1 protein-coding gene and 1 pseudogene are annotated in these 1,711 nt (G+C 68.0%); both read left to right on the plus strand.

What is annotated here, in order from left to right:
* The coding region (locus tag Y706_RS23795; protein ID WP_043434908.1) for a formate--tetrahydrofolate ligase at positions 1 to 1,133 on the plus strand (1,133 nt) is incomplete at its 5' end.
* 177 nt (positions 1,134 to 1,310) lie between these two features.
* Positions 1,311 to 1,711: pseudogene (locus Y706_RS29705) on the plus strand (hypothetical protein); the annotation flags it as partial.

A 1,711-nucleotide genomic window follows, 5' to 3' on the forward strand; every position in this document is an offset into this window, starting at 1 on the left:
TCGGCGGGCCCGCCCAGGGCACGCCGAGGCAGGACGGCTTCGACATCACCGTGGCCTCGGAGATCATGGCCGTGTTCTGCCTCGCCACGGACCTGAACGATCTGCGCGACCGGCTCGGCCGGATCACGTTCGGCTACACCTACGACCGCCGGCCCGTCACCGTGGCCGACCTCGGCGTCCAGGGCGCCCTGACCATGCTGCTCAAGGACGCGATCAAACCCAACCTCGTGCAGACCATCGCCGGCACCCCGGCGCTGGTGCACGGCGGGCCCTTCGCCAACATCGCCCACGGCTGCAACTCCCTCATCGCCACGCAGACGGCCCGCCGCCTTGCGGACATCGTCATCACCGAGGCGGGGTTCGGCGCGGACCTCGGCGCCGAAAAGTACATGGACATCAAGGCGCGGATGGCCGACGTCGCCCCGTCCGCCGTCGTCCTCGTGGCTACCGTCCGGGCGCTCAAGATGCACGGCGGCGTGCCGAAAGACCTGCTCAAGGAGCCGAACGTGGAGGCGCTGGCCGCCGGCGTCGCCAATCTGCGGCGCCACATCCGGAACGTCGAGAAGTTCGGCATCACCCCGGTCGTGGCGGTCAACAAATTCGCCACGGACACCGCGGAGGAGCTGGACTGGCTGCTTCAGTGGTGCGCCGCGGAGGGTGTCCAGGCCGCGGTGGCCGATGTGTGGGGCCGCGGCGGTGGCGGCGACGGCGGCGACGAGCTCGCTGCGAAGGTGGCGGCCGCGATCGACGCCCCGCACGGCTTCCGGCACCTGTACCCGCTGGAGATGTCCGTGGAGGACAAGATCAGGACCATCGTGCAGGAGATCTACGGCGCCGACGGCGTGGACTTCTCCGTGCCCGCGCTCAAACGGCTGGCCGAGATCGAGAAGAACGGCTGGTCCGGGATGCCGGTGTGCATGGCGAAGACCCAGTACTCCTTCACCGACGACGCCACCAGGCTCGGTGCGCCCAAGGGCTTCACCATCCACGTCCGGGATCTCATCCCCAAGACCGGCGCGGGCTTCATCGTGGCCCTCACCGGCGCCGTGATGACCATGCCTGGCCTGCCCAAGGTGCCGGCAGCGATGCGGATGGACGTCGACGACGCCGGCAACCCGGTCGGCCTCTTCTAACCCACCTGACGCTCCCTCACCTCCTGCATCCCCCCAACCAACGATCCCTCAGGTCCGGCAACTCCCCAACCGACGCTCCCTCAGGTCCGGCGCGGCGCTTGCGCCTGCCGCCGCGCCGATCCGGGACATCTGTGGATAACTCCTGCGCGGCTTTCCAAATAGGTTCAAAATGCCAGCATGGAAAAGCCTACGAAGCTTCCCGGTCCACTCAGCGCAGCACCCTTTACCATCGCGGATGCAAGGTCCTTGGGAGTGCCGAGAACCAGACTCAGGCACTCCGACGTAATTCACATCAGCCGGGGTCTCTACCGGCCCACGGATTGGGACTTCGAGCTGGAGGCGGCGGCTCGTGCGTTGGCCGCAGCGTCGCCCGGCGCCTGGATCTCCCACGTCACCGCTGCCAGGCTCCGATGCCAGATATTGCCTCCTTGGCTCTCGGACTCGGAGGAGCTACACCTGAGCAAGCCGCGGGCGCTCCCGGAGGTCCGGCGCAAAGGCATCCTCGGACACACGGTTCTTGCGTTGGAGGGCGAGGTCGAGACAGTGGACGGGATCCGGATCAGCACGCGCTCCCGGAC

This window comes from Arthrobacter sp. I3, assembly GCF_000520575.1.
Lineage (GTDB): Bacteria > Actinomycetota > Actinomycetes > Actinomycetales > Micrococcaceae > Arthrobacter > Arthrobacter humicola_A.